Origin of the sequence: Paenibacillus sp. FSL P2-0089, from assembly GCF_038595095.1 — a bacterium.
Lineage (GTDB): Bacteria > Bacillota > Bacilli > Paenibacillales > Paenibacillaceae > Paenibacillus_AQ > Paenibacillus_AQ silagei.
Genome location: NZ_CP152006.1, coordinates 424,259 through 447,489, shown reverse-complemented (window position 1 = coordinate 447,489; position 23,231 = coordinate 424,259). Strand labels below are relative to the sequence as shown.

At 51.1% G+C, this 23,231-nt stretch carries 22 protein-coding genes; 1 reads left to right on the top strand and 21 read right to left on the bottom strand.

Annotated features, from left to right (window positions below):
* Nucleotide 1 precedes the first annotated feature (1 nt).
* The 9 genes from NST69_RS01865 to NST69_RS01825 form a co-directional block, all read right to left on the bottom strand.
* Nucleotides 2-931 carry an NAD-dependent epimerase/dehydratase family protein gene (locus NST69_RS01865; protein ID WP_342550056.1) on the bottom strand — a complete coding sequence of 310 codons (930 nt, stop codon included), beginning with the start codon at nucleotides 929-931 and terminating at the stop codon, nucleotides 2-4.
* A 160-nt stretch (nucleotides 932-1,091) separates the two neighbouring features.
* Nucleotides 1,092-2,150: a hypothetical protein gene (locus NST69_RS01860; protein ID WP_342548307.1), complete on the bottom strand. Its 1,059-nt coding sequence runs from the start codon at nucleotides 2,148-2,150 to the stop codon at nucleotides 1,092-1,094.
* Between the two features lie 11 nt (nucleotides 2,151-2,161).
* Nucleotides 2,162-3,649 carry a class I adenylate-forming enzyme family protein gene (locus NST69_RS01855; protein WP_342548306.1) on the bottom strand — a complete coding sequence of 496 codons (1,488 nt, stop codon included), beginning with the start codon at nucleotides 3,647-3,649 and terminating at the stop codon, nucleotides 2,162-2,164.
* On the bottom strand, nucleotides 3,646-3,885 hold the full coding sequence (locus NST69_RS01850; protein WP_342548305.1) for a phosphopantetheine-binding protein: 240 nt from the start codon (nucleotides 3,883-3,885) through the stop codon (nucleotides 3,646-3,648). The genes NST69_RS01855 and NST69_RS01850 overlap by 4 nt, the downstream gene beginning before the upstream one ends.
* Before the next feature lie 431 nt (nucleotides 3,886-4,316).
* Complete coding sequence (locus NST69_RS01845; RefSeq protein ID WP_342548304.1) at nucleotides 4,317-6,278, bottom strand: carbohydrate-binding protein; 1,962 nt, start codon at nucleotides 6,276-6,278, stop codon at nucleotides 4,317-4,319.
* Between the two features lie 263 nt (nucleotides 6,279-6,541).
* Nucleotides 6,542-8,089 carry a 23S rRNA (uracil(1939)-C(5))-methyltransferase RlmD gene (gene rlmD / locus NST69_RS01840; RefSeq protein ID WP_342548303.1) on the bottom strand — a complete coding sequence of 516 codons (1,548 nt, stop codon included), beginning with the start codon at nucleotides 8,087-8,089 and terminating at the stop codon, nucleotides 6,542-6,544.
* 321 nt (nucleotides 8,090-8,410) lie between these two features.
* Nucleotides 8,411-9,304: a diacylglycerol kinase gene (locus tag NST69_RS01835; protein ID WP_036730895.1), complete on the bottom strand. Its 894-nt coding sequence runs from the start codon at nucleotides 9,302-9,304 to the stop codon at nucleotides 8,411-8,413.
* 104 nt (nucleotides 9,305-9,408) lie between these two features.
* Nucleotides 9,409-10,179, bottom strand: a complete 771-nt coding sequence (locus NST69_RS01830) for a CbiX/SirB N-terminal domain-containing protein (RefSeq protein ID WP_342548302.1) — start codon at nucleotides 10,177-10,179, stop codon at nucleotides 9,409-9,411.
* 3 nt (nucleotides 10,180-10,182) lie between these two features.
* Nucleotides 10,183-10,473 (bottom strand): YerC/YecD family TrpR-related protein, encoded by a 291-nt coding sequence (locus tag NST69_RS01825; protein WP_019913624.1) that lies wholly within the window; start codon nucleotides 10,471-10,473, stop codon nucleotides 10,183-10,185.
* 374 nt (nucleotides 10,474-10,847) lie between these two features.
* Between NST69_RS01825 and NST69_RS01820 the strand changes: the two genes are divergently transcribed.
* Nucleotides 10,848-11,396: a hypothetical protein gene (locus NST69_RS01820; protein ID WP_036730899.1), complete on the top strand. Its 549-nt coding sequence runs from the start codon at nucleotides 10,848-10,850 to the stop codon at nucleotides 11,394-11,396.
* Between the two features lie 27 nt (nucleotides 11,397-11,423).
* On the opposite strand, the gene corA is transcribed toward NST69_RS01820, so the two are convergent.
* The 12 genes from corA to NST69_RS01760 all read right to left on the bottom strand — a co-directional run bounded on the left by corA (nucleotide 11,424) and on the right by NST69_RS01760 (nucleotide 23,141).
* Complete coding sequence (gene corA, locus NST69_RS01815; RefSeq protein ID WP_341182645.1) at nucleotides 11,424-12,383, bottom strand: magnesium/cobalt transporter CorA; 960 nt, start codon at nucleotides 12,381-12,383, stop codon at nucleotides 11,424-11,426.
* A 203-nt stretch (nucleotides 12,384-12,586) separates the two neighbouring features.
* Nucleotides 12,587-13,489 carry a response regulator gene (locus NST69_RS01810; RefSeq protein ID WP_036730902.1) on the bottom strand — a complete coding sequence of 301 codons (903 nt, stop codon included), beginning with the start codon at nucleotides 13,487-13,489 and terminating at the stop codon, nucleotides 12,587-12,589.
* 3 nt (nucleotides 13,490-13,492) lie between these two features.
* Entirely contained in the window at nucleotides 13,493-14,782 is a 1,290-nt protein-coding gene (locus NST69_RS01805; RefSeq protein WP_342548301.1) for an ATP-binding protein, read from the bottom strand.
* A gap of 87 nt (nucleotides 14,783-14,869) precedes the next feature.
* Nucleotides 14,870-15,520, bottom strand: a complete 651-nt coding sequence (locus NST69_RS01800; RefSeq protein ID WP_209875487.1) for an amino acid ABC transporter permease — start codon at nucleotides 15,518-15,520, stop codon at nucleotides 14,870-14,872.
* A gap of 42 nt (nucleotides 15,521-15,562) precedes the next feature.
* A complete protein-coding gene (locus NST69_RS01795; protein WP_143803770.1) occupies nucleotides 15,563-16,213 on the bottom strand; it encodes an amino acid ABC transporter permease in 651 nt (216 codons plus the stop codon).
* 185 nt (nucleotides 16,214-16,398) lie between these two features.
* Nucleotides 16,399-17,253, bottom strand: coding sequence for a glutamate ABC transporter substrate-binding protein (locus NST69_RS01790; protein ID WP_339312681.1), 855 nt, complete (start codon nucleotides 17,251-17,253; stop codon nucleotides 16,399-16,401).
* A 33-nt stretch (nucleotides 17,254-17,286) separates the two neighbouring features.
* Complete coding sequence (locus NST69_RS01785) at nucleotides 17,287-18,015, bottom strand: amino acid ABC transporter ATP-binding protein (protein WP_036693252.1); 729 nt, start codon at nucleotides 18,013-18,015, stop codon at nucleotides 17,287-17,289.
* 332 nt (nucleotides 18,016-18,347) lie between these two features.
* Nucleotides 18,348-19,337, bottom strand: a complete 990-nt coding sequence (locus tag NST69_RS01780) for an inorganic phosphate transporter (protein ID WP_342548300.1) — start codon at nucleotides 19,335-19,337, stop codon at nucleotides 18,348-18,350.
* A gap of 12 nt (nucleotides 19,338-19,349) precedes the next feature.
* Nucleotides 19,350-19,967, bottom strand: coding sequence for a DUF47 family protein (locus NST69_RS01775; protein WP_036730910.1), 618 nt, complete (start codon nucleotides 19,965-19,967; stop codon nucleotides 19,350-19,352).
* Between the two features lie 204 nt (nucleotides 19,968-20,171).
* A complete protein-coding gene (locus NST69_RS01770) occupies nucleotides 20,172-21,281 on the bottom strand; it encodes a DUF3048 domain-containing protein (protein WP_342548299.1) in 1,110 nt (369 codons plus the stop codon).
* Nucleotides 21,282-21,450: 169 nt separating this feature from the next.
* A complete protein-coding gene (locus tag NST69_RS01765; protein ID WP_036730914.1) occupies nucleotides 21,451-22,227 on the bottom strand; it encodes a class III extradiol ring-cleavage dioxygenase in 777 nt (258 codons plus the stop codon).
* 83 nt (nucleotides 22,228-22,310) lie between these two features.
* Complete coding sequence (locus tag NST69_RS01760) at nucleotides 22,311-23,141, bottom strand: alpha/beta fold hydrolase (protein WP_036730916.1); 831 nt, start codon at nucleotides 23,139-23,141, stop codon at nucleotides 22,311-22,313.
* Nucleotides 23,142-23,231 lie beyond the last annotated feature (90 nt).

Genomic DNA, 23,231 nt, shown 5'->3' with positions numbered 1-23,231 from the left:
TTTAATGGATATATTGACCTTGGTAATAATGGATCGTTCTAGCGAGTGCATCATGCAAACCGATCGCCGGTTCCCAGTCCATAATCGTCCTTGATATGGTAATATCCGGCTTCCTTCTCCTGGGATCGTCTTCCGGCAGCGGGAGAAACTCGATCTGCGCGTCGGACTTCATGAGCTCCTTCAATACTTGGGCGACTTCAAGTATGGTGACTTCCTGCGGATTCCCCAAATTGACCGGCTGTTCATACGTGGTGCCCAGCAGTCTTATAATCCCTTCCAGCAAATCATCGATATACTGAAAGCTTCTCGTCTGTCTGCCGTCGCCATAAATCGTAAGGTTGCGCTTGGACATGATTTGATTAATGAAATTGGTAATGACACGTCCGTCATATAAATCCATCTTCGGGCCGAATGTATTGAAGATTCGAATGACCCTTACCGGTATGCCGTATTTCCTGTTCATCCAGTAGGTGATCGCCTCTGCATACCGCTTGGCTTCGTTGTAGCAGCTTCTTGATCCAATCGAATTCACGTTGCCAAAGTAGCTCTCCGGCTGAGGGTGAACGGTTGGGTTACCGTAGATTTCGCTTGTTGAAGCCAAGAAGAAGGCAGCCTGCTTTTCTTTGGCCAGCTGCAGCAGATGCATCGTTCCTTCGCTGTTGACCCTCATCGTTTCGATCGGATAGGACAAATATTTGGGCGGGCTGGCAGGACTTGCGAAATGCATCACCCAATCGACAGGTTCTTCAACTGCGAGCGGATAAATGACGTCATGCTCGATAAACTTGAAATTGGGGGAACGTAAGAGATTGTCCATGTTGACAGTGGACCCGGTCAGCAAATTATCGACACCGATAACGGTATGGCCTTCCCGCAGCAGCCTCTCGGCAAGGTTGGAACCGATGAAGCCTGCAACTCCTGTTAATACAATGAAAATAAAGATCCCCCCATTGCCTAAGGTTGGTGAACGGTGCTTGAGGTGAGTGGATACGCGGTGGTTGTGCTTATTCAGTACGCTGTCACAACGATTATGATCCCGGCATCACTCCCTCCATGAATATACCTGGCTGACATTATTTGCGCCTTCGGTGTTACTGAATGCCTACCTTACTAAGCCATCGTTCAAGGAATATTGATTCTTCATTTTCTATATTCGTTATCAGCCTATATAAGCTTTCTGAAATACTCATATCCCTTGTCAAATTATATTTAATCGCTACATTCACAAGGATCTTTGCCTTAAGTTCAATGGCTGTGAATTCATCTATATGCTCTTGATTTAATTGAATTAAATGCCGATTATCGTACAAATACTTGAGTCTCAGCGTCATTAGCTTCTTATGATCATAAAGTAAATGAAAGGGTCTTATATCAAGCTTAGACTTATCTTCCGATGTTTCTTTCACATAATTAAATAGAGTGGTGTATATTTGCATGCCGAAGTCAAGATTATCCCTGTCGCCCCCGTAGTTGAACATCTCCCAATACTCCGGCGTTTTCTTAGTGAAATAATTTCTTATAGAATTCACTAGGGTATCCGCACTGAATTTATCCTGATATTGATCATTGAATCTATACAGATACACCATCTCTCTAAGATAATCATGATTGGTTGTTAGATGATTAGTGTTGAACGCAAGATTGAAATCGGCAAATGAGATCTCAGCCTGACTGTACACGCCGTTCTTAAAGAAATCGGAAACATACAATATCTCCCGATCTAAATCATAGCCGTACACCAATATGTCATGATGCAATTGGAGTCTATGATATCGGTCGCTTAAGGGCACATAGAAATAATTGATCATGGTGTGGATATAGTTATTGGCATTAATATTTTCTATAATAAAATGAATAACAGAGTCCCATTTAGTCGCTACAGTATCTCTATGTATCTTCTGAGTCGAAATCCATTTGCAACCATCCGAAGGCCGCAGCTCATACGCCAGAGGGAAATAGAAATCTCCCCAATGATGTTTATAATCTTTGTTAATAAATAATTGAATATAATTGCTGAATATCCATGGGTGCGCGCACTCGTAGTGGGTAAGTATGGACAAGAGATGGGCATGCTGCGTATAGGTTGTAATCATCGGATAACTGACCGGCAATATTTCGCTGCGCAATGTTTGAGTTGTATTCTTCAACATTTCGTTCACCCCTACTCATTTAGCAATAAGCACTTCGTACTTGCCCTGTCCAGTTTTCCTGTTTTTGTTTTTGGAATTTCATCTACAATCCTCCATTGTCTAGGTACCTTATACGAAGACAAATGCAAGTTGCAATGTTGTGTCAGCGCATCTAGATCAACCAGACATTCTTCACAAACTTTCAGAAATGCGATGGGTACTTCGCCTAATAGATCATCGTGCACACCAACAATCATGACTTCCTCCACTTCTTTCAAACCATATAAAAACTCTTCGATTTCTTCCGGATAAATATTGATACCGCCGGATATAATGATATTTTTCTTTCTGCCTGTAATGATGAGACACCCTGATTCATTCCAATATCCCAAGTCTCCTGTCTTTAACCAGCCATCAACAATGGTATTGTTCGTTAACTCCGGGTTGTTGTAATAACCGAGCATCACATTTGGGCCCTTGACCCAAACTTCTCCGATAGCGGCTCCTTCAACCTCATTCTCTTCTTCGTCAACAAGCCGAATAGAAACGTCACTGATGGGTGATCCACAGGATAAGCAGCGTTCTCCACGATCCATCATACTCACCCTAGGAGAAGCTTCTGTCAATCCGTAGGTTTGAATAATGTCCGCTTGGGGAAATACAGTCTGAAGATTGTCTACTAATTTCGCGGGAATCGGCGCACCGCTTATAACAATAAATTCAATGGAATCAAAGGCACTCCAGTTGGTTGTCTGATGATAATCGGAAACAAAGTGCATCAATTGCGTAGGCACCGCTGAGAATGCCGTGACCGCCTTATCCTGAAACAGTCTAAACGCTGTGCGCGGCAGCAAGGGCAAGCTGATAAGCCTAATTCGGGTTCCAAATAGCATACAAGAAATCAATTGCGTGACAATTGTAGAACTGAAATGAACGGGCATCGTTACAAGAAACGAATCTTGATCCGTATAGCCCACCTTTCTGCCATGTGCCAACGCATTCGTTAATACATTCTCATGGGATAACATAACGATTTTAGATTGTCCGGTTGTGCCCGATGTAGGAAGGAGAATAGCATATGAATTGGGATCCGACGGATTCGTGAGCGAGATCGATTCAAACGAAGGCACCGGTTCTTGCGAGAAATCCTGAGCGGTAACCCAATAAATATGGCGATTTAAACGCGCAGGCTGTGCATATTTGCTGATAACCAGCTTGGCGTCACTGGCTTGTAAAATATTTTCAATCTCAGTTAGGGATGCCGAGTAAGGAACCGGTATTAGTACATGACCGCTGACCTGAATGCCAAGCGCTGCAGTAATGAACAAGGGCTCATTATTTGTGTAGATTGCAAGATGGCTGCCGGCCTCAAGCTCAAAGTTCTTTTTGATATATAAAGCAATTAAGTATGCTTCTGTCATCACTTCCGCATAAGTCCACTGCTGCTTTAGATCTTGAAGGATAATTTGATCCTTGCGATCACAAGCCTCCATGAATAAACGCTGAATGATAGTCATCATATCGTTGTCTCGGTCAAATAATTAAGGATTAATCCAGTCGTGGAGAACTTCTCAAACAACAGATCCTCATCAGGGATCGAGATGTTAAACTTCGATTCCATTGAAACAATAAGCTTGATGAAGCCCACCGAATCGATCCCTTGATCCAATAAAGGGGTATTGTGGTCATCCGGATACTTGATGTCAAGCTCAGCAAAAATTTCATCTCTCAAGATAGATTCTATTGATTTAGACATCCTGTTTCCTCCGTTAGATAATCTTTAGAAAGGCTGATTAGAGAGGATAGCATACATGGTGATATTCAGTAATGAACAGGTGAAAGTGAGTGTGAAGGAGAATAATCTCAAAACGATGGACAATGTGCATTCGCACTAAAAGAGTTGTTTGCAGAGATGCTGCAATTAATGCTGGAGGCGGAATATGACTCGGTGCAGGAATGAAAAGCAGAAAAAAGCATTTTCCCAAGCGATAAAGCCCTGCTGAAAATGCTCTACTTCAATACGGTGAATGACACCCGTAAATGGATATGTTTAGTATAAATTGCAAATATACCAATTGTCAACAATTTTAAATATGTCCGTTACTGCCCTCTAGAGATCCAATTGACGGGAGGTCGTCCTTTAGCAGAATAAAGAGGTATATCATTTGATATACCCCTTTGTCCATTCTATTTGAACTGGAACCAGGTTAAATTTGCAACTGTGGTTGAATCTGACTTCACAAAAGTAACATATACCGTATGGGTTCCTACCGCTGTCCCGGCAGTAATCGGGATATTCTTGAGGGACCATGACTGCCATCCGCCGGTGCTTTCTGCTGTCCAATAACCCAGCATAGTGCCTGTAGGGCTGTCCAAGTGGAATTCGATTCTTCCGCCGGAGTTAGCAGATGCAACCTTCAGATCAATACTTGTTTTAGCTGTACTGCCAAAGTCTACGTTTTTAAATGCGATATAGTCGCCATTACTTCCTCCGCCAACATCCAGCCCGCCGTCAGTGCTTGACTCATAGGATATAACACCTGAACTAAGGTTATAGCCTTCCGCTTCAAATTTCAATGTGTTGAATTTTGGCTCTGCCGCATAGCTGTTCGTATCTGTTATTTTCAAATCCGCCAAATTATTCACCGCAACTCCACCGACGCGAACATTGTTTAATGTCACTCCGGAGACCGTAGAAGTGTCACTCCAACCCTTCATTATTGAAACTTCGCCCAGAGCGCGTAAATTGATATTATTATAGACCACATTTTTGATCGGACCGGTTTTTGCCGAAAGATCAAACCATCTGGAGTGAACACCGGATCTTGGCCAGAAGCCTTCTACATCTATATTATCAAATACGATGTTCTGTGCTGCTGGAGTCCCATAGAGATGACCTACCGCTAAAGCGCGCCAGCATCGGTATACAAAAGAGTTTTTAACCACGATGCCATCCTGAAGCTGTTTCACTCCATCTCCAACCTTGAATGCTCCGCATCTGCTCCAAGCCAAAGCATCATCCACAACTACATTGGACTGGTTTTCAGGAGTTCCAGGCCAGTTGGCAGCTATATCCGTAGTTGCTACATCCCAGGTCTTAAAGGAGTAGGTGTCATCCTCCGATACTGCAACAGTGTGCTTGATGAGTACATTCTGGCTCTCTTGGATGTCTATTGCATCATTTTCATAATCAAGTTCATTGTTGTTGAAGTGCTTGGTATTCTGGAAGGTTACGTTATTGGATCTGGTAACGATTGTAGCCCAGCCACCGCTGTCTCTTATGGTTATGCCGTCAACCGTGAAGTTGCTGCACTGCAAGGGTACAAGAATATTGTTCAGATAATTGTTTGTATTTCTCATATAATGGCCATTACCGTCAATCGTTCCCCTGCCGTATATCTTAATATTGTTGGCATTGGTTTCGGTATAAATAAACCAGGTCCCATCCTTATTCAGAGAATTCTTATGAAAATGGGTGGTGTAATCGCTTGGATTTCCTGAACCCCTTATCACAGAGCCACCCTCCAGATAAACCGAAACATTGCTTTTTAGAACAATGTTACCGCTCTTGTACACGCCGGCTGGAACGTATACGATACCGCCGCCTGCTGCGTTAGCCGCATTGATGGCATTCTGTATGGCAGGTGTAGCCAAAGTGGCACCGGTACTGTCAGCACCGTACCCGGTTTTAACATTGTATATCCCTGTACCGGATGACGCCGGAACATTGGTTTCAAGAGCATCTGCCGCGATAACCAGATCCTTCAGGTTATTAATTTTAACGATAAGATAGGTTGGTGATGAAAGTGTAAAGGTAAGTGTATTTCCGCTCTTTGTAGCCGTGATTCCCAAAGCTTTGGGAGAAATATTATAGGTATTGATGGGCTCGCTTGCTGTTATTGTGATTGTAGTCGTGCCTGAAAAAGAGAAATTACAATAATTATAGTTTACAAATACCGCCGAAGTGTCGATTACCGGTATATTCGTAGAGTCTGCTGTTACCGTGTATTGACTGGTCGTGTTATAGATCAACGGTAATGGATAGCTTACAATTGTACCCGCCGCGCTTGCTGTCAAAGGAAAGACAGGTAACAGATTGGCCATACAAAAAATTAATAATGCACTTAATAACTTTAACTTCCTTAACATAAATAAACACCTCTTTCATCTTTTTTAGAAAATACTATATATCCCTTCTGTATTCGCTTACAACCTGATTATAGTTTGATAGGCGTATCCGGATAAGGCGGGTAATCCCACATTAAGGGCAGATTTCTGCAGCAGCTTTATACAGAAAAGAGAGGCTGCTGAACAACATCATCACAGAATAGCAAGCAAAAGCGCAAAAATAAAGACGCTGCGGGAAGTAATTCCCGAGCGCCTTCTTGCTTTCTTTTATGTCGAATTATCACCTACTTCAGCTCCAGCACCGCCACCGACTCCACATGCACCGTATGCGGGAACATATCCACCGGCGTAACCTCCACCGTCCGGTAGCCCCCGTCCTCCAGCACCCGCAGGTCGCGGGCCAGGGTGGATGGGTTGCACGACACGTACACGACACGCTCCGGCTGCATCAGCAGGATGGTCTCCAGCAGGCGCGGGTCGCAGCCCTTGCGCGGGGGATCGACGACGATGACGTCCGGGGTGATGCCCTGCTCTTTCCAGGCCGGGATGACATCCTCCGAAGCGCCGACTTCGAACTTCACGTTGTTCATGCCGTTCAGCTTCGCGTTGGCGCGGGCGTCCTCGATGGCTTCGGGCACGATTTCTACACCATACACCTGATCCGCATGCTGGGCCAGGAATAACGAGATGGTGCCGATGCCGCAATACGCATCAATCACAGTCTCTTTGCCGGTGAGGGCAGCGTATTCCAGAGTTCTGCCATAAAGCACCTCGGTCTGCGCCGGGTTCACCTGGTAAAAGGACCGTGCCGAGATCGCGAACTGCACCTCGCCAATGTAGTCGTAAATGACCTCGCTGCCCCACAATACGCGGGTATCATTGCCGAAGATAACATTGGTGCGCTGGGTGTTGATGTTATGGCAGATGCTGACCACTGCCGGAAGCTGCTCGCGGATACTGCCGAGCCAAGCGTCCAGATGCGGGATATCCCGGCCGTTCGTGACCAGCACCAGCATCATCTGACCGGTGCGGAACGCCTTCTTCACCACTACATGGCGGAGCAGTCCACGGCCGGTCTCTTCGTCATAGGCGGTGATGCCCAGCTCACGGCCGAGGCTCTTGACGGTGGCAACGACCTTGTCGTTGTCCTCATGCTGGATCAGACAAGTCTCCATGTCGATGATCCGGTGACTGCCGCGTGCGTAGAAGCCGCCGACCAGACCGCCGTCGGTTACCCCGATAGGCACCTGTGCCTTGTTGCGGTAGCGCCAGGGCTCGTCCATGCCGAGCGTAGGCAGCACGCGGATGCCTTCAGCCAGGTAACTTGCATCGCCCGCACTACCACCTTCAACCGCCGCAAGCTCTGCCCCTGCATTTGCAACATCCGTATCAACGCTACCGCCAACTACTCCTCTACTTGGCACACCAGCCACTTCCAGCTTTCCGATCCGCTGCAGGTTGTCCACCACCAGCTGCCGCTTCCATGCGAGCTGCGCGGTGTAGTCCATATGCTGCAGCTGGCAGCCGCCGCATTGATCATAGATAGGACAGGGTGGCGCGATGCGGTCGGGGCTGGCCTGCACCAGCTCCAGCAGCTTGGCGTAGCCATACTGCTTCTTGGTCTTCAGCACTCTGGCCCGGACCTTCTCACCGGGGAGTGCGCCCTGCACAAAAAGGGTAAAGCCTTCGACGCGGCCTACCCCTTCCCCTTCATGGGTCATGCCGATGATATCGAGCAGGACCTCCTCATTCTTGTTCACTGGCAATCCGGCCACAGCGGCCGGCCTTTGTTCCCGGCGGCTTGCGCTGCGTCCGCTACGGTGTTTACTCATGTGTATAGGTTCACTTCTTTCATGTTCTTCACTATTCATCTCATTAATCATTAGGGTACTGACAGAACACACTCCTCTTCCTTACGGACCGTACGGACGTTAATTACCATAAAACTTATATTTCAGCCGTGCTAACGGACCGTACAGCGCTTATCTCCTCTCCCATAGGCATTTTAGAGGCCAAAGTGGGCAACTAAAGGCGCTGGAGTCCGTTAGCATGCGTAAAGTGCAATTTTGGGCGAAATAAGAGCTGCCCAGTCCGTTAGCGCAAAGGCTTCGAACTTCTAGCGATTCTGCGCGTTCCATTCCCGCCACAGCAACCTAACTATTCTGCGCAAAAATCCGCAGATGCTGCGGCAGGATGCTGAAGTTGCCCGGCAAGGTGCCGCCCAGCTCGCCGTCCAGGTTCAGCTGTACGTAGCCGGGAGAGGTTACCTCCATGGCATCAGTGCGGAAATGGATAACCTTCTTGTCATTCAGGTGATCTCCGCGAATGGTTAGACGCACCAGCCGGATGAACTCGGCCAGGTTGCATTTCTTAACGGCAATAACATCGAGCAAGCCGTCATCGATGCGCGCACCCGGAGCCAGCTTCTCGAAGCCGCCGACCGAATTCGTATTGGCGATCAGGAAGAGCATGAACTCGTCATGGATCATCTCCTGGCCGTTCGCGCGGATGTACAGCTCTTGCGGAGCAAGGCTGGCCATCTTCTCGATCCCCTTCAGGTAATAGGCAAGCTGACCCATCATGGTCTTCAGCTTGCTCGGGACCTCATAGGTCAGCTCCGTCAGTTGTCCGCCGCCTGCTATATTAATGAAGTAACGGTCATTGGCTTTGCCGAGATCGATCAGGCGCGCTTCCTGACGCAGAATCAGGTCGCAGGCTTCCTCCCAATTCTTCGGAATGCCCATGGCCCGCGCGAAATCATTCGTCGTTCCCAGCGGCAATATGCCGAGCGGGGGAAGGTTCGGCTTCTCCGCCATCCCGTTAATCACTTCATTAAGCGTACCGTCGCCTCCGGCAGCTATGATCAGATCATAAGTGCCGCGTTCCACAGCTTGGGCTGCAGCCGCAGTAGCATCGCCCTCTCCCGTTGTTGCATGGCAGGTAGCTTCGATACCGCCCATATCCAGCCGGTCTAGAATATCGGCGAGTCGTCTTTTCATTTCTTCCCGACCAGAAGTGGGATTATAAATCAATCTCGCAGTTTTCATTACCGGAACGCCACCTGTTTATATAATGGATAACTTTACTGATTATACCCAATTCTGTACCCCACAAGCAATGTCAGGGGCCAGCTACATTACCCGCTTACGAATTAACGCTGACCCTCAAGACGCTGGAGCGCTGCTTCCACCTGCCGCTGAATCCAGCGCGGCAGCAGCGGATGCGGCAGCAGCGTCTGGCCGGAGTAGGCATAATCAAGCCCCTCCAGCCGCTGCGGAATAACCACTTTGGTGAAGTACCCCTCACTCAAAAAAAGCGGAGCCACCAGCACATCATAGCCCTGCTCCTGCCAATGCTCCACCCGGCTTCTTACACTGTCCGGGTTCAACAGCCCGTAATCAGCTGCAGCCAGCCCGCTTATCTCCCGTAACCGCGCGGCAAGTGAAGAGATACCCTGCTCCCAGCGCTGCCGGAAGCCGTCATGCCTGCTGCCGTGTCCGACCAGCAGCACCATCTCCCGCCCGGGATGCTGCGACAGTTCCCGGAGCTTATCCCACAGCATCTGTGCAATATCGGGATCGTCATCGACCGGATATCCGTAATGAACCTTCGCGGCAACCCTGAACGGCGCAAGGTCGGTCTCCCGCTCAGGAACCGGCTTAGCGCCCAGCGCATACTCTATCTCATCGACATGCGTACTGCCGGAAGACACAAACAAGGGGATCACAATAATATCTGTGACCCCTGCATGTTCCAGCTTATCAATTCCATCTTGTATCAATCGTCCTTCTACCAGCTCAAGGAAAGCCACTGCCACCGGCAGCTCCTCCCGGAGCGTGAGATGGCTCACTGCCTCATCTACCATCGACACCCAGGCCTGATCACGGGAGCCGTGACTGATTAACAATACACCCGGAACCATAAATTATCGGCCCAGACGTTCCAGCGTAAGCTTATAACCGTCATTGCCGTAGTTCAGGCAGCGCTTCACACGGGAAATTGTGGCCGTACTGGCCCCCGTCTCGGCTTCGATCTGATTATATGTAGACCCCTTGCCCAGCATCCGCGCAACCTCAAGGCGCTGTGAGAGCGATTGAATTTCGTTCACTGTGCACAGATCATCAAAGAATACATAACATTCTTCCATATTTTTCAATGTTAAAATAGCCTCAAATAATTGATCGATACTTTTATCGTTTAGCTTCTTTAGCTGCATCGCCCTATCATCCCCTAAACATTAACTTAATGTGACTATCTTGCCTCTACTATATTGTACTGGAGCACATTTTTCAAGCATTAACGGTTTCACGCTGTAAAGAGTGAAATCGATGGACAAACGTCCACCCCAGGCGCACACCATAACCAGGGTTAACCCGTCTCTACTTCCGGCTCCCAGGTTAGACCGCCTTACTCATAGTACTACAAAACCGTGCGAAATCAAGCATGGACACGGTTTCTTCACTTCCGCCTGCCGCTCTATAGGCATCTGCCCTTTTCCGCTGGTATCCCGGTTACCCGGGCATTCGTCTATACCGTCTGTTCGCCCATGACATACAGTATAGCAAACCACTAACGAAGGAATGTGATCCTATGCCTCAGCATTACTATAATCATTCCCGCCAGCAAGGCCGTTCACTGGCTGAACCTTACAATCCGTCACCTTACCCGGGACTATCTGCTTATACACCTGCCCCGCTTCCCGGAGAACCTGAGCTGCTGCCTGCTTACGGCGCTGAAGTCACCGATACGGCACTCGCACTCCCTGCTGCAGAAGCCTCTACCGCGAAGGCCGGAGGCCTGCTTGGCGGACTCGGCAATCTCGGAAGTCTGGCGAATATGGAACAGATCAAGGGCATCGTTGACCGGATGGGCGGGATTGACGGAATCGTCAACACCATGGGCAAGGTGCAGAAGGTGATGCAGGGCTTCTCACAGATGGCTCCGATGGTGAAGCTTATGATGGGCGGGTTCGGCAAAGGCAAGGGAAGCGGAGCGGGAGAGCTCGCCGCCGCAGAGGATGCAGCCCTCTATAGCCCCAAACGGCGCAAAAAAAGACGCCCCGCCGCGAAGCGCCGCAATACCACCTCCAAGAAGCGTAAATCCGGCGGGCCTTCCTCCGTTAAGCGCCGCCGTTCCTAAGCGGCGGCGTTTAACACGCTTGTTCTGTTACTTAAACCAGCCGCTCCGCCGGAACCAGCCGAACATCCCGATCCCCAGCACCAGCATAAGCAGCAGCACTGCGAAATAGCTGTATTTCCATTCCAGCTCCGGCATCACCCTGAAGTTCATTCCATAGATTCCGGCGATCAGCGTCAGCGGCATGAATACCGTGGTAATCACTGTGAGTGTCTTCATGATGGAGTTCATCCGGTTGGAGTTGAGCGAGATATAGCTGTCACGCAGGTCGGCGGTCATTTCCCGGTCAACTTCAATCATGTCAGTCAGCTTCAGCAGATGATCGTAAATATCGCCGAAGTAGACCCGCTCCTCGCCGTTACTCTGCACATGCTGCGAATTGACGATCCGGTACATCAGATCACGCATCGGCACAATCGTCCGCCGCAGCTTCAACAATCTTCCGCGCACATTGAAGACCTGGCTCATCAGTTCTTCCACCGATTCGTTGCCGCCCTGGCTCTCCAGATCCGCGAGTTCATCCTCCAACGTATACAGGGACGGAAAATACCTGTCGACCAGCTTGTCCATCACTGTGTAAGCAGCAGCCATCGGCCCGCCCGACCAGCCCTTGCGGCTATGAATCTCAGCTTTGACCATCTGCCACGCTTCCTCCATCTCCGGCTTGTCCTGATGATGGTAGGAGACGAGAAATTTCGGGCTGAGGAACAGGTCGATCTCTTCGGCCTCCAATGTCCGCTCATTCAGCGAATGCAGCACGAAGAACTGCACATCCTCGTAATAATCCAGCTTCGGCCGCTGCAAGACATGCATACAGTCTTCAATCGCCAGCGGGTGAAAATGAAAATATGTGTCCAGCCTCAAGGTTTCTTCCTCCGTCGGCATAGCGAAATCCGCCCAAATCCAGGCATAATCATCCAGGACAATATCCTGAAGCAGCAGATCGGTCAGTATCTCGCCCGTATGCGTTACGGCAAGTGTTCGTATCATAATATAAGTCCTCCGCCCTATGTAGGCAATCCGCAGCAGAGCCGCGCTGTTCTAGTTGCTTCCTCTTATTGTACAGCATGTCTGTGCAAAAAAATAACCGCCAGCCCGCTGACCAGCGCTCCGGAGGTTTCTTGGTCTTGTCTTTATAGTTGACGGCGCCATTTACGGCGAACGGCCCGGTCCGATTTTCCAATATATATAGCTTATCGGCCCAAGCCCTCCAGCACCTCCAGATGCAGCACCTGCAGGAACTTCTTAATGTTCACCTTCACCTTGCCGCTATCTCTGCCCTGTTCAATCTCCTTCATCTTCAGGCGCACCTCTTCGAAGTCGAAATACAGCGGCGCATAATGCTCGAACTTCGGATTCCCGTAATCCGTCAGACCAATGGACGCGAGACTTGTCAGACCTGCCGCCAGTGCGCGGCGCAGACGCTGTTCGATGGCCTTGACCTCTTTGGCTGCTTCCGCAGGCACCGGTCTGTATTTGGCAGCAGTCCGCTCGTACAGCTCCTTGAGGGACGGAAGACTTCCGCTGTTCCCTTCGGCTACCGCCAGCTCCATGATCGTGATAATATCACGGCTGCCATTCTCCGAGATCATGCCCATATTCATCAGAATTGGCTGGACAATCTCCTTGACGGTACGCTTGCCAGGCGGCAGCTGCGGCAGTCCGAACTGCAGACCCTCCAGCTTACCCAGCGTCAGCTTGATCTCATCCAGATAACGGCCCATGGCGTAACGTTCATTCACTTTATATAGTACAGATTCGACTTCAATCTTGTTGATCGGCTTGCGGATGAAGAATTCAATTCCGCTCTTGTAGGCGCGGCTCACCATGTCCCCGTTCTCAATCTGCGAGATCATTACGAATTTGGAGCGGCAGCCCTGTGCCTGAAGAGAGAGGATGGTCTCAATCCCGTCCTGGTCCGGCATCAGCAGATCCATCAGCACAATGTCCGGGGTCTCGCTCAGGATCAGGGCTATCCCCTCCTGTCCGCTCTCAGCAGTACCCGTCACCTCACCAAGCCCGCTGTCCTCAATAATATGCTGCAGCATTCTTCTCGCCGACGCGTCGTCATCTACAATACAGAATGATAGCGGCATCCTCTATTCCTCCTTCCGCAGCTTAATGCTCGGCACTGTAATCTGGAACATGGCCCCACCGGTATGCGATACCGGCTGAACCGTAATGCTTCCCTCGAACATATTCACAATATCCCGTACATGAGAGAGCCCGATCCCTGTGGCAGCGATGCCCTCTTCATCGAATTTCGTGGTGAAGCCCGGCTCGAACAGCAGATCGAGGTCACGCTTCCCGATGCCTGTCCCGCTATCGTTCACTGTCAGAATCGTCATGCCGTCCTGCTCATAAGCGTTCAGATGGATGCTGCCTGTCCCTTGGATGACTTCCACCGCATTGGCGGTAAGATTGTTAAGCAGGGTCAATAGAGGAATGTAGCTGTCGGTTGTGTAATCGGAGGTGATGTGAATATGGAATTTGATCTCTTTACCTAGCATTTCTGCATATTTGGCATTGCTCTTAACCGCGAACCTCAGAATGTCCGATAACGGCATGTCCCCGTTCACCTCACGCTCCACCAGCTTCACCAGCCCTGCCAGAATCCGCTGCGAATCCTTCTTCACCTCATGGAGCTGCTGGGTGATATCCAGCACCTGCCGGCTGTAACGCCCTGTGCCTTCCCCGTCCTTCAGCTTGCTGTACAGCTCGAAGCTGTTCAGCGTTACCTGCTCCAGGGTGCCTATAGACTTCTTCAGATAGAACACTTCCCCGTACAGGCCGGAGCCGAATCCGAGCATCTGCTGGGTCCGCTCCTGCTGCTCCCGCTCCCGGATACGCAGCTGGCTGACAGAGATACTGCTATATACCCCGGTGGTGAAATACGTACGCAGGACGGCAATCGCCATTAGATACGTCCACTCGTTCAGCCGGAAGGTAGCCGAATCCAGTACGATCAGCCGGGTCAGCAGCTCCATTTCATTCGACAGGAGATCGATCAGCGCGGCAACCGCGCCCAGCACCAGCGGATGAAACGTATCGATCCGGCTCTTGATGACACGCATCAGTGCGCCGAACACCATGTAATAGATCATTGCCGAGAAGTGGCTGCTAAGGCTATGCTCTACCGTCAGTCCGCTTCCCTCCACCATATCCATGGCAGTCCGGAACAGCAGCACAACCACCCCGGCAGCACAGCCTGTGCGGATATACGGCAGCTGCCTCATTAACAGCAGGAAGAGGAGAAAGGCGCTGCTGCCCATGGCAATCCGGAAGATATCTCCGTCAAACGGGTTGATCTTGAATTCCCCGGCTACCGCAGTAACGGCGGCCACCAGCAGAATCTGTACCGCCTTCATTCTCAGAATCGATTGTCCCATCGCCACTGCTCCTGCCTAGAGAGGTTGACAACTATAGTATCATAGCCGAACTGGATTGAATATGGCTTAATCCTCATTCCACTCCGGTTATACCGCTCTGTGCTCAAGCCTTCTGGACAGCAGCGACAGCAGGTAATTGACGACAAAATAAATCAGGGCAACCAGCGCCAGCGTAGGGATGGCATAGCTATAGCTGTGGCCGATGACAATATTGGCATTATGCATCAGCTCCGGCAAAGATATCACAACGGCGAGTGATGTATCCTTCAGCAGGGAGATGAACTGGCTCACCAGTGGCGGAACCATCCGCCGCAGCCCCTGAGGAAGCACGATATGCCATAAGGTCTGTACACTGCTGAGACCGGAGGAACGCGCCGCCTCAATCTGTCCCTTGTCAATCGACATTAAGCCGCCGCGGACAATCTCGGCAATCATCGCCGCTTCGAAGATGGTTAATGCTGCAATGGCTGCAGTAATCAGTCCGAGCTTGATCCCGACCTCCGGCAAGGCGAAGCGGATGAAGAAGATGATCAGCAGCAGCGGCAGATTACGGATCAGCTCCACCAGGTAGAACATGACCGGAGACAGCACCGGTACCTCCGAATAGCGGATGACGCCAATCATACAGCCGATGATAAAGCTCAGGAAGATCGATACAAAAGCAACGATCAGCGTCACATACAATCCGTCCAGCAGAAACTTCAGATTATCGGCAGAGTATGCCCCTATGAAATCCATAATATCCCTCCTTTAGCTTCAGATGTCCTTTTATGATGCTTCTTAATATTTGCGCTGCAGCCGTCGCTCCCAGATCCGCACGCCGTAGCTGAGCGGAAGCGTAAGCACCAGATAGAATACCGCTACGAAAATGTAGGTGTCGAAGGTACGGTAAGTCTCAGTAGAGATCCCGTCGGCGAAGTACATCAGATCAAGACCGGCCACCAGCGTCAATACTGAGGAGTTCTTAATCAGGTTAATGAACTGGTTGCCAAGCGGCGGGATCACCAGCTTGATCGCCTGCGGCAGAATGATATGCAGCATGGTCTGTATGTAGCTGAGACCGGAGGAACGTGCCGCCTCCATCTGTCCCTTGGGCACGGCCATAATTCCGGCACGGATCGCTTCGGCGATGAAGGCCGAGGTATATACGGCGAGTCCAATGGTTCCTGCCTTGAAGCCGTCCAGTGTGAAGCCCAGGGCGGAAGGCCCGTAATAGAAAATATACACAACCAGCAGCAGCGGGATGTTGCGGATGAACTCCACATACACCGCGCCGAACCAGCGCAGACCCTTGACTGAAGTCATGCGGAAGACGGCAACGACCGCGCCGATCAGGAAGCTGCCGATCAGGGCCAGCACACTGGACAGCAGCGTACCGTAGAAGCCTTCCATATACAGTCCGAAGTATCTCGTTAATATTGAGAAATCCATCAATGTTCACCTGCCTTTACCTGTAGATGAGTTCGTTCCTGCCCGGCATGACCGCCATTCCTACAAACAAGTAGAAACGGCGTTGCCCTCCTTGGAAAAGGCGGTACCGTTTCTACGAGAATTTCGTGTGAAACCCGTTTATGCGTTCTTACCTTGAGGGAAGCAAGCTCTTGCTTGGAACAGGCTTATTTAGCCGGAGCTTTACCAATCCACTTCGTATAGATGGCATCATACTCCCCATTCGCCTTCAGTTCAGCCAGTGTATCATTAATCGCCTTAACTACATCCGCGTTGCCTTTCTGGACCGCAATGCCGTATGGCTCATCGGTAAATGGCTTCCCTACCACCTCGAAGCCGGGGTCCTGTGAGGCCATTCCGTACAGAATTGCATCATCGGTAGTGAGCGCATCGCCCTGTCCCGCCTTAAGTGCACTGAAGGCATCCTGATAGTTATCGAATTCGAGCACGGTTACGCCCGGCACCTTCTCTTTGATATTCTTGATCGAGGTTGCCCCCTTGGAGCCGAGGATCTTCGTATCCTTCGTAACGCTCTCAAGGCCTGTAATCGGGCTGCCCTTCTTCACCAGCAGAGACTGGCCGGCCTGGAAATAGACGTCGGAGAAATCGACTTCCTTCTTGCGGTCCTCCGTAATGGTCATGGTTGCCACCACCATATCGATCTCGCCGTTATTCAGCATCGGAATACGTGTCTTGGAGGTGACCTCCTTCAGCTCGATGGCATTCTCATCACCGAGAATTTTCTTAGCAATGGCCTTGGAGATATCGATGTCGAAGCCTTCCACATTGCCGGAGGCCGGGTCCTTCAGGCCGAACAGGCGGGTATCGAACTTCACGCCGACGAGCAGCTTGCCGCGCTCCTTGATCTTGGCAATGGCCGCAGAGTCAGCGGCTGCTCCTCCGGCAGCGTTGCCGCCTGCCGCATTGTCGTTCTTGCCCTTGTTGTTGCCGCACCCGGCAATGACCAGCATGGCCGCAATCATCAGCACACTTAACACCTTGAAGCTCTTGGACATTTTCATTTCGTTTCCTCCCCGGATTCCTATATATTTAGTTTAGTGGCTTAATACACGGCTGAGAAAAGTACGCGTCCGCTCTTCCTTCGGGCTGGCGAAGAAGGCTTCCGGCTCCGCCTCTTCCACGATCTGCCCCTGATCCATGAAGATGACCCGGTCCGCCACCTCGCGGGCGAAGCCCATCTCATGGGTCACAACGACCATCGTCATGCCCTCGCGGGCCAGGGCGCGCATGACATCCAGCACCTCTCCGACCATCTCCGGGTCCAACGCCGAGGTCGGCTCGTCGAACAGCATAATCTTCGGCTTCATCGCCAGCCCCCGGGCAATCGCCACCCGCTGCTGCTGTCCACCGGATAGCTGGGAAGGATAGGACTCTGCCTTGTCGGCAATGCCGACCTTCTCCAGATAATACATGGCGGTCTTCTCCGCTTCCGCTTTGCTTAAGCCCAGCACCTTGACCGGGGCCAGCGTGATATTATCTATGACTTTTTTGTGCGGGTACAGGTTGAAGTGCTGGAAGACCATTCCGATCTCTTTGCGCAGGGTATTGATATCTGTCTTGCGTTCGTTTACAGTTATACCGTCCACGGTTAATCCGCCGCTCGTGATCGTCTCCAGACGGTTAATGCAGCGCAGCATCGTGCTCTTGCCGGAGCCGGAAGGACCGACTACAACAACGACTTCCCCTTCCTGAACATGCAGATCAATGCCCTTCAGTACATGGAATTGTCCGTAATGTTTGTCTACCTGATGAAAGTCGATCAATGGCTAGGCCTCCTTTGTCTATTCGGGTGTTTGTCAGCAATGGTAACACTTAAAACAAACCTTACTTCAGAGACTACCAAATCCTACATAATACTACGCAAAATTCATTTCTCATATGTTATTTTCTTTTATTTATGTGATGTATTTCATTTTCTTTTTATGCCTATTAACATTTTTTATCAGTTTCGTGTAGCCTTTTGTGACATTCCTCTCTTGAAAAACCAAATAACCTCCGCTTAGGCCGAGGTTTAGCGCTGAACGCAAAAAAAGATGTCCTAAAGCCATCCATGGCTTCTGTGACATCTTGTCCAGGCAATCTATTCTGTTCAGTCCTAGAAGAAGAGCTTGAAGATCACTCCCGCCAGCACAGCACTGATCGGAATCGTAATGAACCAGGTGACCACGATCCGTCCGGCCACTCCCCATTTGACAGCGGAGAAGCGCTTGGCTGAACCTACACCCAGAATCGATGAGGTGATCGCGTGGGTTGTACTTACCGGCAGATGCAGCAGCGTAGCCGTGAAAATAACAGAGGCCGCCGAAATATCCGCCGCGAAGCCGTTGATCGGCTCGATTTTGAAAATCTTCGTGCCCATCGTCTTAATAATCTTCCAGCCGCCGATCGACGTTCCGAGTGCCATGGATGTAGCCGCTGCAATCTTAACCCAGAGCGGAACCTCCATCGTATCCAGCCGTCCCGAGGTGACGAGGGCAAAGGTAATGATCCCCATCGCCTTCTGCGCGTCATTCGTACCATGGGTGAAGGATTGCAGTGCGGCCGTCACGATCTGCATCGAACGGAAGCCCTTGTTGACCGTATGCGGACTCTTCTTTGCGAAGATCCACTTCAGAATCGTCATCACGATATACCCGATTACAAAAGCGATCAGCGGGGAGAAAATCAGCCCCTCTACGATCTCAATGAACCCGCTCCATTTGATATGCTCTGTACCTGCCCCGACATACACCGCCCCGGCTAACGCACCGATAAGCGCATGGGAGGAGGACGAAGGAATACCCAGCCACCAGGTCACAAGATTCCAGATAATTGCCGCAATGAGCGTCGCTGTGACAATGTCTATCCCGTTGTCCAGCAGGGTCGGATCGGTAATGCTGCCCCCGATCTTCTTCGCCACGCCGGTGAACATCAAGGCGCCGATAAAGTTCATCGAAGCGGCCAGCATGATGGCTGTACGCGGCTTCAGCGCACGGGTTGAGACAGAGGTAGCAATCGCATTGGCAGTATCATGGAAGCCGTTGATGAAGTCGAACGCCAGCGCAAGAAAGATAACAAAAGCTAGTACATATATAGATGTATCCATATTTGAGGCCCCTTATGAGTTACGCATGATGATCGATTCCAGCATGTTGGCTACGTCTTCACATTTATCCGTGGTGGTCTCGAGCCGCTCATACAATTCTTTGCGCTTAATCAGCTCAATCGGGTCCTTCACAGTCTCGAACAGGGCCTTGGTGCAGATACGCAGGACTTCGTCGCCCTGGTTCTCCAGATCATTCAGACGGATGGTGTATTCGCGGATCGCCAGCAGCTTCTTCTGGGAGAGCAAATGAACCGCCTTCTGGATCTCGTATGCACTCTGGCGGAGAATCTCTGCGAACTGAACAATATACTCATCCGCATCCAGCAGGTTATACATATAGAAACGCGAGGCAGAAGCCTCCAGCCCATCAATGACATCGTCCATGCTTGTGATCAGATCCATGATGTCGTCCCGTTCCAGCGGCGTAATGAACGTCTTGTTCAATTCCTTGATGACAGTGTGTGTGTAGGTATCGCACTGGGATTCGTATTTCTTCATCTCCCCGGCGAAATTCTCCACATTGCCCTGGAGAGTTGAGATATTCTGAGCGAAATAATCCGCCGCCTGAACAATGGTGTCAGCCATGTTTTCCAGCGTCTCAAAGAATATATCCTTTTTTCTGAGCCTCATTAGCTTTATACCCCTTTACATGAAATTGCCGTAAAAAAATGCAGCCATCCAAATGTAAATGCATGAAAATGAATGACAACCCTTGTTATCTTATCATATCGACAGAAGGGATAGAAGACAAAAAACCGAACTTTTTTACACTATAATAACAATTCCCTGCAACTTACGAAAATAATCATCCGAACATTCAATCTCCAGCCGGAATTAGGGGGATGCAGGCGCCTGCGGGTATTCGAGATGACTACTGAACGAAGGACTGTTCGGAACGATCAGAATATGGGTAATCCCCGGGAACATCAGCGCCTCCTTGCCGTCCTTCTTCACGAACCGGATGACGTCTCCGGGACTGCGCGACCACTTGCCGTTCATCGCTACGCCGCGCTGTAACAACACCGCTTCTCCCCCCAGCTCCGTATCCACCTGCAGCCGGCCGACATCGTCCAGCACCTTATGGTCCGAACCCATCACGATGATGTTTGCCGCTTCCACCGGACGGTTATTATTCAGATCGAGATGCGGCTTGCCATTCACCCAGCGGGCGTATGTGCGCTGCTCTGCGTTATAATGGTACCCGACATTGTAGCTCTTCAGCAGGAAGTTCACACCCAGCGCAAGCGCTGGGGTGCCCTCCACAGGAATATACTCCGGATCATGGAAAAGAAAACCGGGTACCTTCACGCTCTCCGCATAGCCCAGCTTCGCTGCCCCCTCCCGCAGCTTGGCGGCATTGCTGTACAGGTTATGCGGGGCCTTGCGTTCCTTGTCCCGCCAGAAGTAGGCCCCCGCACGTCCGATTTCGTCCATATCCGCCTTCTTCTGCCGTTGCAGAATGGCATAGGCATCCGGACTGCCTCCGGCATGCACCGTTATGCCGCCATAGCTCTCGCCGATATCCAGCAGGTAAGGGCGGATACTGCGGATCGGCCCAATTTTCACCACCCCGGCATGACTCTGAAAGATACCGATCAGCCGGGTAATTCCGCCTTCGGCCAGCACCTCGTACAGAATATCCGCCTCGCTGATCCCCGACTGCGGGCGGGCCGCCGGGGCATTATTGATCATGACCGCGAGCGGCCGGGGCAGGCTCTCCTCCTCAATCGGCAGGCCTGTTAAGACGGAGACCGCTATTGCCGGGGCTGGAGTTGCTGTCGGCGAAGGCTGCGGAACTTCGGTCGGCTGCGGCTGCGCCGTAGGCGCTACCACCCGCACGGGCTCAGGCGTTGCCTGCTCTTCCCCACAGGCAGAGAGCAGCACGGCGGCAAGGACCAGAGCAGATACAGGACGGGATACATAACGGTTCATCGATATAGACACGTTGTTCCTCCTAATCGTAAGTTACAGCTTGCTTCTCTCGATTCTCTTCTATGAAACTCGCTTCCTTTATTTAATCATAGCTGGCAGAGTTTGTCTTGAGTCAAGTGGAAACGGCAGCACAAAAAGAGTACAGCCCTTATAGCAGCTGTACCCTCTATTCATTCCTATATTAATCAAACATCCAGCAGTTCAGGCTGAGCGTACCGTATTGGTAGGCCTGAATCATTAACTGTGCCGCTCTGCCTTCATCGGCTGCACCCATTACGTAGAAGAGCGGGATGAAATGTTCCTTGCCGTAGGTTGGTACGGCCTCCCTCACATGCGGAGCTTGCTTCTCATACGCATACAGGGAGGGAAGATCCCAGGCCGCAAGCCGCTCTGCAATCCACCCGTCGAAGTCAAGCGCCCATTGCTCCGGCTGATCCTTCTGCTTCAGCAGCCTGAGGTTATGCACCAGACCGCCGCTGCCGATCAGGAGGACACCTTCCTCACGCAGCGGAGCAAGCATCCGTCCGATGTTGTACTGCTCCTCAGGCGAGCGGAGCGAATCCACGGATAAGGCCACGACCGGAATATCCGCCTGCGGGAACATGGTCCTCAGGATGACCCAGGCACCATGATCCAGCCCACGGCCCAGCACGGGCTGATGGGGCAGATTACTATCCTTAAACAGTTCCGAAATACGGCGGCTGAGTGCGGGATCACCTGGAGCAGGATAACTCAGCTGATACATCTCTTCCGGGAACCCGTAGAAATCATGCTGCGTTTCATGCTGTGCGTCCACTGTGATCAGCTGCTCGGGACTATCCCAATGAGCTGAGAAGATCACAATGCCCCGGGGCTTCCCCAGATCCGAACCCAGCCGCTGCAAGAAACGCGTATAGTCGTTATCCTCAAGTACCAGCAGCGGGGAGCCATGCGCAATGAAAAAGGCCGGTAATTTCATAGGGTAAGAGCCTCCATTTCCGGTATGGTCTTCCCCTTTATTTTACAGCTAATTCCCAGCCATTGCGAGTGCCGTTACCGCTCCTATATCATCCAGTTCTGCCATTCCTCCTGCAGATGCTCCTGCTGGTTCATCCAATCCCGGGTACGCTTCAGCACCTGCTCCTGCGCCGGACCCGAAGAGAAGGTATGATCGCCCTGGAAAATAATCTCCTTGTCGCACCGTCCTTCCGGCCGGGTCCAGAACAGCTTCTGGTAGAGGAACGCATAATCTACAGGAATCACATCATCGGAGGTTCCGTGGATGACCAGCACATCGCCGCTGAACTTCCCGGCTTCCTGGAACGGCTGGAAGGCAGCCAGGGAATTGAAGTATACCGGAGTGAACGAATAGCCGGCGTAATCTGCTGAACCGCTCTTCACCGACCGGTCGAAGGCATCCCTGCCGACAATCTTGACGATATCATTGAAGGGATAACCGACAGCTGACCACAGTACAAGGTTCTTCACCCGCCGGTCACGGACACCGGTCAGCAGCGCCACCGCACCGCCCAGACTGTGTCCGATCAGCGTTACACGCTGCGGGTCCACATCGGCCGAGCTGATGCCGTAATCCAGCACCGCCCGGGTCTGCCCGATCATCGACTCCATATCCTCACTGCCGTAATCACCGCTGCTCTCCCCGCAGCCCGCATAATCGAAGCGGATTACCATATAACCATCCTGCGCCAGCTCACGGGCTGCCTTGACGAAGATCCGGTCGACACCGATCCGGCTGCCCACGAAGCCGTGACAGATCACCGCAAGCGGCACCCGGTTCTTGCATCGTCCTGTCCCTGCCCGGTCTGCGGCCGGATAATGTATGCTCGCTGTCAGTTCCTCTCCGTTATGCCGGATGATGATATTCCGTTCCATTGCGGCGTCCTCCCCTGAATGGCTGATTTATTTTAAATTATAATAATTCCGATTAACTTAGTATGATTAATATCTCTATTATAATATCTG

Coding starts and splice junctions, on each gene's coding strand:
- corA (WP_341182645.1), bottom strand. CDS start 12,383: ATGATACGAACACTTGCCGTAACGCATACGGGCGAGATACTGACCGAT.
- NST69_RS01860 (WP_342548307.1), bottom strand. CDS start 2,150: ATGTTGAAGAATACAACTCAAACATTGCGCAGCGAAATATTGCCGGTC.
- NST69_RS01850 (WP_342548305.1), bottom strand. CDS start 3,885: ATGTCTAAATCAATAGAATCTATCTTGAGAGATGAAATTTTTGCTGAG.
- NST69_RS01855 (WP_342548306.1), bottom strand. CDS start 3,649: ATGATGACTATCATTCAGCGTTTATTCATGGAGGCTTGTGATCGCAAG.
- NST69_RS01805 (WP_342548301.1), bottom strand. CDS start 14,782: ATGGGACAATCGATTCTGAGAATGAAGGCGGTACAGATTCTGCTGGTG.
- NST69_RS01800 (WP_209875487.1), bottom strand. CDS start 15,520: ATGGATTTCATAGGGGCATACTCTGCCGATAATCTGAAGTTTCTGCTG.
- rlmD (WP_342548303.1), bottom strand. CDS start 8,089: ATGAGTAAACACCGTAGCGGACGCAGCGCAAGCCGCCGGGAACAAAGG.
- NST69_RS01830 (WP_342548302.1), bottom strand. CDS start 10,179: ATGGTTCCGGGTGTATTGTTAATCAGTCACGGCTCCCGTGATCAGGCC.
- NST69_RS01795 (WP_143803770.1), bottom strand. CDS start 16,213: ATGGATTTCTCAATATTAACGAGATACTTCGGACTGTATATGGAAGGC.
- NST69_RS01810 (WP_036730902.1), bottom strand. CDS start 13,489: ATGCCGCTATCATTCTGTATTGTAGATGACGACGCGTCGGCGAGAAGA.
- NST69_RS01765 (WP_036730914.1), bottom strand. CDS start 22,227: ATGAAATTACCGGCCTTTTTCATTGCGCATGGCTCCCCGCTGCTGGTA.
- NST69_RS01790 (WP_339312681.1), bottom strand. CDS start 17,253: ATGAAAATGTCCAAGAGCTTCAAGGTGTTAAGTGTGCTGATGATTGCG.
- NST69_RS01780 (WP_342548300.1), bottom strand. CDS start 19,337: ATGGATACATCTATATATGTACTAGCTTTTGTTATCTTTCTTGCGCTG.
- NST69_RS01825 (WP_019913624.1), bottom strand. CDS start 10,473: ATGCAGCTAAAGAAGCTAAACGATAAAAGTATCGATCAATTATTTGAG.
- NST69_RS01760 (WP_036730916.1), bottom strand. CDS start 23,141: ATGGAACGGAATATCATCATCCGGCATAACGGAGAGGAACTGACAGCG.
- NST69_RS01775 (WP_036730910.1), bottom strand. CDS start 19,967: ATGAGGCTCAGAAAAAAGGATATATTCTTTGAGACGCTGGAAAACATG.
- NST69_RS01835 (WP_036730895.1), bottom strand. CDS start 9,304: ATGAAAACTGCGAGATTGATTTATAATCCCACTTCTGGTCGGGAAGAA.
- NST69_RS01845 (WP_342548304.1), bottom strand. CDS start 6,278: ATGTTAAGGAAGTTAAAGTTATTAAGTGCATTATTAATTTTTTGTATG.
- NST69_RS01820 (WP_036730899.1), top strand. CDS start 10,848: ATGCCTCAGCATTACTATAATCATTCCCGCCAGCAAGGCCGTTCACTG.